Source organism: Clostridium sp. CAG:43 (genome assembly GCF_000434655.1).
GTDB lineage: Bacteria > Bacillota > Clostridia > Lachnospirales > Lachnospiraceae > Otoolea > Otoolea fessa.
On sequence record NZ_FR895095.1, the window covers coordinates 62,377 to 69,143 of the forward strand.

The 6,767-nt window shown below is 48.3% G+C and carries 7 protein-coding genes; 6 read left to right on the plus strand and 1 reads right to left on the minus strand.

The window, feature by feature from the left end; translation table 11 throughout:
- Nucleotides 1-223 precede the first annotated feature (223 nt).
- The 4 genes from QVO97_RS08120 (at nucleotide 224) to nadA (ending at nucleotide 4,865) form a co-directional block, all read left to right on the plus strand.
- Entirely contained in the window at nucleotides 224-1,768 is a 1,545-nt protein-coding gene (locus QVO97_RS08120; RefSeq protein ID WP_022359844.1) for a Y-family DNA polymerase, read from the plus strand.
- A 107-nt stretch (nucleotides 1,769-1,875) separates the two neighbouring features.
- Nucleotides 1,876-2,421 carry a hypothetical protein gene (locus QVO97_RS08125; protein ID WP_022359845.1) on the plus strand — a complete coding sequence of 182 codons (546 nt, stop codon included), beginning with the start codon at nucleotides 1,876-1,878 and terminating at the stop codon, nucleotides 2,419-2,421.
- A gap of 427 nt (nucleotides 2,422-2,848) precedes the next feature.
- The gene (locus QVO97_RS08130; RefSeq protein ID WP_022359847.1) at nucleotides 2,849-3,499 is read left to right on the plus strand and encodes a hypothetical protein; all 651 of its coding nucleotides are present in this window, start codon (nucleotides 2,849-2,851) and stop codon (nucleotides 3,497-3,499) included.
- A gap of 454 nt (nucleotides 3,500-3,953) precedes the next feature.
- Entirely contained in the window at nucleotides 3,954-4,865 is a 912-nt protein-coding gene (gene nadA / locus QVO97_RS08135; protein ID WP_288189381.1) for a quinolinate synthase NadA, read from the plus strand.
- Between the two features lie 123 nt (nucleotides 4,866-4,988).
- Here the strand turns inward: nadA and QVO97_RS08140 are convergent, their stop codons facing one another.
- Nucleotides 4,989-5,495: a flavin reductase family protein gene (locus QVO97_RS08140; protein WP_022359849.1), complete on the minus strand. Its 507-nt coding sequence runs from the start codon at nucleotides 5,493-5,495 to the stop codon at nucleotides 4,989-4,991.
- A gap of 431 nt (nucleotides 5,496-5,926) precedes the next feature.
- Between QVO97_RS08140 and QVO97_RS08145 the strand changes: the two genes are divergently transcribed.
- A complete protein-coding gene (locus tag QVO97_RS08145) occupies nucleotides 5,927-6,202 on the plus strand; it encodes a Fur family transcriptional regulator (RefSeq protein ID WP_022359850.1) in 276 nt (91 codons plus the stop codon).
- A 180-nt stretch (nucleotides 6,203-6,382) separates the two neighbouring features.
- Entirely contained in the window at nucleotides 6,383-6,694 is a 312-nt protein-coding gene (locus tag QVO97_RS08150; RefSeq protein WP_353784507.1) for a DUF6110 family protein, read from the plus strand.
- The last annotated feature ends 73 nt before the right edge of the window (nucleotides 6,695-6,767 follow it).

The window sequence follows — 6,767 nt, forward strand, 5'->3', positions numbered from 1 at the left end:
GGATGTGCCAAGGCACATCCTTTTTTGCTGCTGTAAAACACATGTTTGGATTTGAGTATTTCGTGAAGCTGATGGTTATGCTATAATAGAAGCACTTAGTGAGTTTTTAACTGGATTTTCATGTGTACGCTCGGAATCTTTCTGTGCTTGATTTTGAGAGATGATTTTTTACCAGTGGTGCTCAAATTTTAATTCACATTCATAGAGAAGGGAGGATCCTGCCATGCAGAAAACAGTTTCCAGGCGCGCGTACATTGCCATTGATTTAAAATCGTTCTACGCATCGGTCGAGTGCATCGAGCGAGGTCTGGATCCGTTGACGACGAATCTGGTCGTGGCGAATCCATCGCGGACGGAGAAAACGATCTGTCTGGCGGTATCGCCGCCGCTGAAATCCTATGGTGTGCCGGGGCGTCCCAGGTTATTTGAGGTGATTCAGCGGATTAGGGAAGTCAATGAGGAACGCCGCAGACGGGCGCCGGGACGCCAGTTCCGGGATAAATCGTGGAGAAATGAAGAATTAAAGGCGGATCCGTCGCTGGCGGTCAGCTATCTGGTTGCGCCGCCGAGAATGGCGCACTATATGAAATGGAGCACGCAGATCTATCAGATTTATCTCCGGTATGTGGCACCGGAGGACATCCATGTGTATTCGATTGACGAGGTATTCATGGATGTTACGGAATATCTGGGAATTTACAAGGTTTCGCCGCGCGAGCTGGCAAAGCGCATCATCCGCACGGTGTTAGAGGAAACGGGCATCACGGCGACGGCGGGGATCGGGACGAATCTGTATCTGTGCAAGGTGGCGATGGATATTGTGGCGAAGCACGTGGAAGCGGACAAGGACGGCGTGCGGATTGCCGAGCTGGATGAGCAAAGCTATCGGGAACTTTTGTGGACGCATGAGCCGCTGACCGATTTCTGGCGGGTTGGACCAGGATACCAGAAGAAACTCTGGCAGGCGGGACTTCGGACGATGGGCGATATTGCGCGTTGTTCACTGGGAAAATCGGGCGAGTTTTACAGCGAGGAACTGCTGCACCAGATGTTCGGCGTCAATGCTGAGCTTCTGATTGACCATGCGTGGGGCTACGAGCCGTGCACGATCGCACAGATACGGGCATACAAGCCGCAGAGCAGCAGCCTGGGCTGCGGGCAGGTGCTTCCCTGTCCGTACACGGCGGATAAGGCGCGGATCGTGGTACAGGAGATGATTGACGGGATCTCGCTGGAGCTGGTGGAAAAACGGCTGGTGACCGATCAGCTCGTTCTAACGGTCGGATATGACATCGAAAACCTGACCCGCCCGGAGATACGGAAAGTATACAAGGGACCGGTGACAACCGATCGCTACGGGCGGCGTGTGCCGAAGCATGCACATGGAACGTGGAATCTGCCGCGTGCGACTTCGTCCTCGAGCGAGCTTCTGGAGGCGATGGCGGCTCTGTATGATAAGATTGTCAACCCGGCGCTTCTCATCCGCCGGATGTCGCTCTCGGCATGTCATGTGGTAAATGAGAAAATGGCGAAAGAGCGTGAACAGAAGGAAACATTTGAACAGCTTGATTTGTTTACCGATTACGCAAAAAAGGAAGCAAAAGAGAAGGAAGAACAGAAAAAACGCGAGCGGGAGCGCCGGATGCAGGAAGCGCTTCTGACGATCAAGAAAAAATACGGAAAAAACGCGGTGCTGCGCGGGATGAACTTTGAGGAAGGCGCGACCGCCAAGGAGCGCAACGGGCAGATCGGGGGACATCAGGCGTAGATGGAAGATGTGCCTGCTGAGCTGTATGCCTGAGAAAAGAACCATTGGGTGATATTTGACAAAAAAGAAATTGCGGTGGAAAAGGAAAAATGGGAGATCCATATAGAGTGAAAGAATTTGAAAACTTAAAAGGTGGACGAAGCCAAACCTCAAAAGGGCAGGAAAGTGACGCCCAGCGCCGCTATGGCGATATCCTCGGTCATTCTTACCCATTTCCCTTGCGCCATGCACGGATGCCGGTGGAGGACCGGGCGGCGCAGTTTGCCTCGTTTGCAGCACTGAATGGCTATGAGGAGGCGGTAGAGGAGGAAGCGCGTCTGACCGAGCGGGAGATCGATCTGGATGACAGCGTGCGTGAGATGATCAATCAGACGCTTGTGGAAGCGGAGGAGCAGCTGATGCGTGGCGAGACGGTTCGGCTTTCTGTGACCTGGTTCCAACCGGACGTGCACAAGGATGGCGGCGCTTACCGAACGGCAGCAGGACGATTGAAGAAAATCGACTATTACCAAATCGACTATTACCGGCAGGTTTTGTGGTTGGCGGAAATAAGGAGTGGAAATCAGCCTGGACTTGAAAATATAGGCGGGGAGATCGCGGTAAATTTTCCACAGATCTGCCGTGTGGAGCTGATAGAAGAGGAAGTGGAGTGAAATGTTACATGGCAGCACAGTTGCTGAAGCTTTGTATGGACGTCCTGATCGGCAAAGGAAAATATCGTTACTGTTTACGGGTAGGCACTTTTGGAACCGAAAGTGCCGTAAGAAAACGTGGTGGCAGTAGGAATTTGCCGTATTTAAATGCGAAGCCACGGCAAATTCCGTTACTGGGCACGTATGCGTGAACAGTAATAAAATATCAGAAATCCGTAAGAAAAAAGCACTTTTACTTTTGAATGAAATAGGGTAGACTGTTAGAACAGAGAAAACCAGATAGAAGAGCTGAATACAGAGTATAAAGAAAAATATTTCACTGGTTTTAGAAACTAAAAAGTGCCTGGGAAGTTTTGAAAAATTTCAGAGAAGTCCCTGGGAGCAGACAGGGAGCAGGCATAAGAACAGTCGGAAGGAGATTCAAATTATGAAAAAAAATTCGTTATATATTGCAGGAATTTGTGCAGCACTGTCGGTAGGTGCGCTTGGGTGCGCTTCCAGTGCAAAAGCGGGCGATGAGGAGACAAAGCCGGTTGTCGAAGATACGGAGGCAGCTGGGGAGGCCACTGCAGCGGAAACTATTTGTGTTTATGGTCCGGTTTCGGAGGTTACCAGCGATTCCGTCACGATCGACAATCAGTCGGGAATCAGCAGTGCCGGCGAGATGGTGATCACATTTTCACCGGAAACGCCGATTTTTGACGCAGAGACAGGCAATCCGGTCGATATGACCGAGGCGGAGACGGGAACAGTTGTATATGCCTACATCGGGGATGCGATGGCGATGAGCGAGCCGCCAATCACGAACGGACAGCTCTTCTTCGTCCATGTAACCAATGTGAGCGCCGTGCCGGTTTACACGGAGATCGAGTCGGTGAAAAAGAGTGCCGAGAATGATGATACCGTCTGTGTGAAAGCAAAGGATGGCGTGACCTATACGGTCAGCGCTGAGACACGTATTCTGCCGTATTTAACCCGGAACATCGTGACCGCAGACGATCTGGAAGCGGGAAAGAAATGCGCGATCTGGGCGGACGCGGAAGGAAAGGTATCGAGACTGGTGCTGTTTCAGCAATAAGGGCGGATGTGCATAAAGCGATAAAATTATAAATATGTCATGTAGATCGGACGGTTTGAACAGCGAAAAACCGTCCGATTTTTGGTTTGACTTTTTGTTGCACAGTAAAATACATTTGTGAAACAAAAAAATGCATAAATGCATATTGGATGCTCTGGTTGAAGCGCCGGAAAAGCAGACGTTCAGTCTGTATGTAGATGAATTGCTATATGACAAGACAGATGTAATAAAAAGTGTCAAAATTTCATTGACACAGCTTTTCTCTTAGAGGTATAATCACAGAAGTTTACCGTGTGGAAGCTATATGGACAGAGAAATATGGCGTGGCAAAGATGTCGGATACATTGTAAAGAAGAAAACGAACCGCAGCTGTCGGAAAAATGGTATGGTTTCTGTCAATCGATGGGGATTCGGAAGCGTGAACAGAGCGGTGAAAAAAGGAGAGGGAAAAGAGATGGATCAGGAGATAAAGCAGCGGATCGAGACATTAAAAAAAGAGAAGGATGCCGTGATTCTGGCACATTATTACGTAGATGGAGAAGTGCAGGAGATTGCCGATTATGTGGGCGATTCGTATTATCTGGCGGAGCTGGCGACGACGGTGCCGCAGAAGACGATCATTTTCTGTGGCGTGTCATTTATGGGCGAGAGTGCGAAGATTTTAAGCCCGGAGAAGACGGTTATCATGGCAGACCGGAGCGCGGACTGTCCGATGGCTCACATGGTTGAGGTGGAGAAGATCCGCGAAGTACGCAAAGAGTATCCGGATGTAGCCGTTGTCTGTTATGTGAACTCGATGGCGGAGATCAAGGCAGAATCGGATGTCTGTGTTACCTCATCGAATGCACTCAAAATCGTGAAAAAACTGCCGAACAAGGATATTTTCTTTATTCCGGATGAGAATCTGGGACGTTTTATCGCAAAAAAAGTGCCGGAGAAACATTTTATTTTCAATGACGGTTTCTGCCATGTACATAAGAGTATTCATGCGGAAGATGTAAAGAAAGCAAAAGAGCTGCATCCGGAGGCAGTTGTGCTGGCGCATCCGGAGTGTACCGGCGATGTGCTGGTGCTGGCAGATTTTGTCGGAAGTACCTCCCAGATTATTGATTATGCGACGAATTCGGATGAGAAAGTCTTCCTGATCTGCACCGAGATGGGCGTGTTCTATGAACTGCTGCAGAAGAACCCGGAGAAGAAGTTTTTCTCCGTAGGTCACCGTCAGTTTTGCCCGAATATGAAGAAGATTCATCTGGACAGCGTACTGCGGGCGCTGGAAAATCCGGAAGAGGAAGTGGAGATGGATGAGGCGATGCGGCAGAGGGCGGTTGGTCCGCTGGCGCGGATGCTGGAATTGGCAAAATAAAGGAATAAATAAAGATACAATATAAACAAATAGACCCAAAAGGATCATTCAAAGGATTCCCACAGAAAATGCTGCAAATCAGCGTTTCCTGTGGGATTTAAATTTTAAATAGAGCGGCTCTGCTTATTCAGCCACAACCGCTTTCACAATCTCCGCAATATACATATCATGATAGTCCTTTTCCGGATAGAACTTGCTGTCAGCGCCCTTATCGATAAAATCTGCCGGATTCATGGATGCGCGGTACATTTTGCGGCAGATGAGGATGGTGTCAGCTTCTTCAAATGCCGGTAAGCCGTCGATGAAGACCGGGGTCAGGCCGGCTTCCTTGATTTTGTCGTGGTCACGGCCAGATACGGAGCCGCAGAGTTTGAGGGCATCGCGGTGTCCGTCTTTTAAAAAGCTGACGGAGAAGAGCTCTTCTTTGTCTACAAATTCTTTGGTGTAGCGCTGGGGACGGATATAGCAGGTAACAGCCGGTTTGCCCCAGAATACGCCTGCGCCGCCCCAGCTGGCAGTCATGGTGTTGAATTTATCCTTGGTGCCGGCGGTTAAAAGCATCCAGTCGGAACCGATGCGGGTAAACGGGTTAAAATTTAATTCTTCTGGCTTTATTTCTTTGAAGCTCATCGAAAAATCCTTCCTTTCCTGTCTGAATTGATCATTCTGTGAGTACCTTACCATTATCAGAGAAGAAAATCAAATATATTTTCGAAAATTCATTGACAGATGAGAAAAAAAGAGGTAGTCTTTAAATTAAGGTTAGAGACATCTAACTTGAGTTGTGGCATTCTAACCTGAGTTTGTTCATGCTAATTATGTTTTGTTTTTGATGAAACACGATATGATATGAGCACTTAGTGCGAGTCGTATCTAAGGACTTAATGAGGCTGAGCCAGAGGCAAAAGCGGAATTTAGTACTTGCAAAAAGAGTGGCAAGCAGAGTATGCTATATATTTTAAACGAACAGTTAGTCTGCGCTAATAAAAAGCCGGGTTGTGGACGGAAACGGCAGATGTGCGGCAAAATAATTTAGAAGATATGGAAAGAGAGATGATACGATGCAGCAGAGAGAGCAGATTATCGGCGAACTGAAGAGACGGGGGAAACGGATGACCGATCAGAGAAAGATCATGTTGGATGTGATCCTGGAGGGAAGATGGAGCAGTTGTAAGGAGATCTACTACGAGGCATCCAAGCGCGACCCGGGGATCGGCAAGGCAACGGTGTACCGGATGATGGCAGTGCTGGAAGAAATTGGCGTTTTAAACCGTTGCCGCCAGTATTCTCTGCGGAATGAGGATGAGCTGTCAAGTATAACTTCGGATGCTAGCTGATAAAAAATCTCAATAAGCAAAGTTAGGTTTGACTATCATGGGGGTAAGCTGTTACCATCTACTTGTACCTCAGAAATGAGTCATTAAACGCAGCAATATTCGCATTTGAAATGGAATAAATAGTTTTCAAAAATCATATGTGAATATAATTTAGATAATATCAGAGGAGGAGTAATCATGATGGACATTTTCAAATTAAAAAAATTAGGTTTATTTGCAGGCGGCGTTTTGTTCGGAACAGCAGGTGTTAAGATTCTTGGCAGCGAGGATGCAAAGAAATTTTACGTAAACTGCGTAGCAGCCGGACTTCGTGCACGTGATTGTGTGATGACCACCGCTACCAATATTCAGGAGAACGCTGAGGACATCCTGGCTGAGGCAAAGCAGATCAACGAGGCTCGCGGCTATGAGAGCTTTGGTGAGGATGAGGATTTCAACGAGACTGCTGAGGCAACCGAGGCTGCACCGGAGGCTGAGAAGGCAGAGCAGTAATAGCAACTCCAAGAATACATGAATCTAAATAACAGGGGGGCTGCCGCAAGATAGCATGGGATGCTGTCTCGCG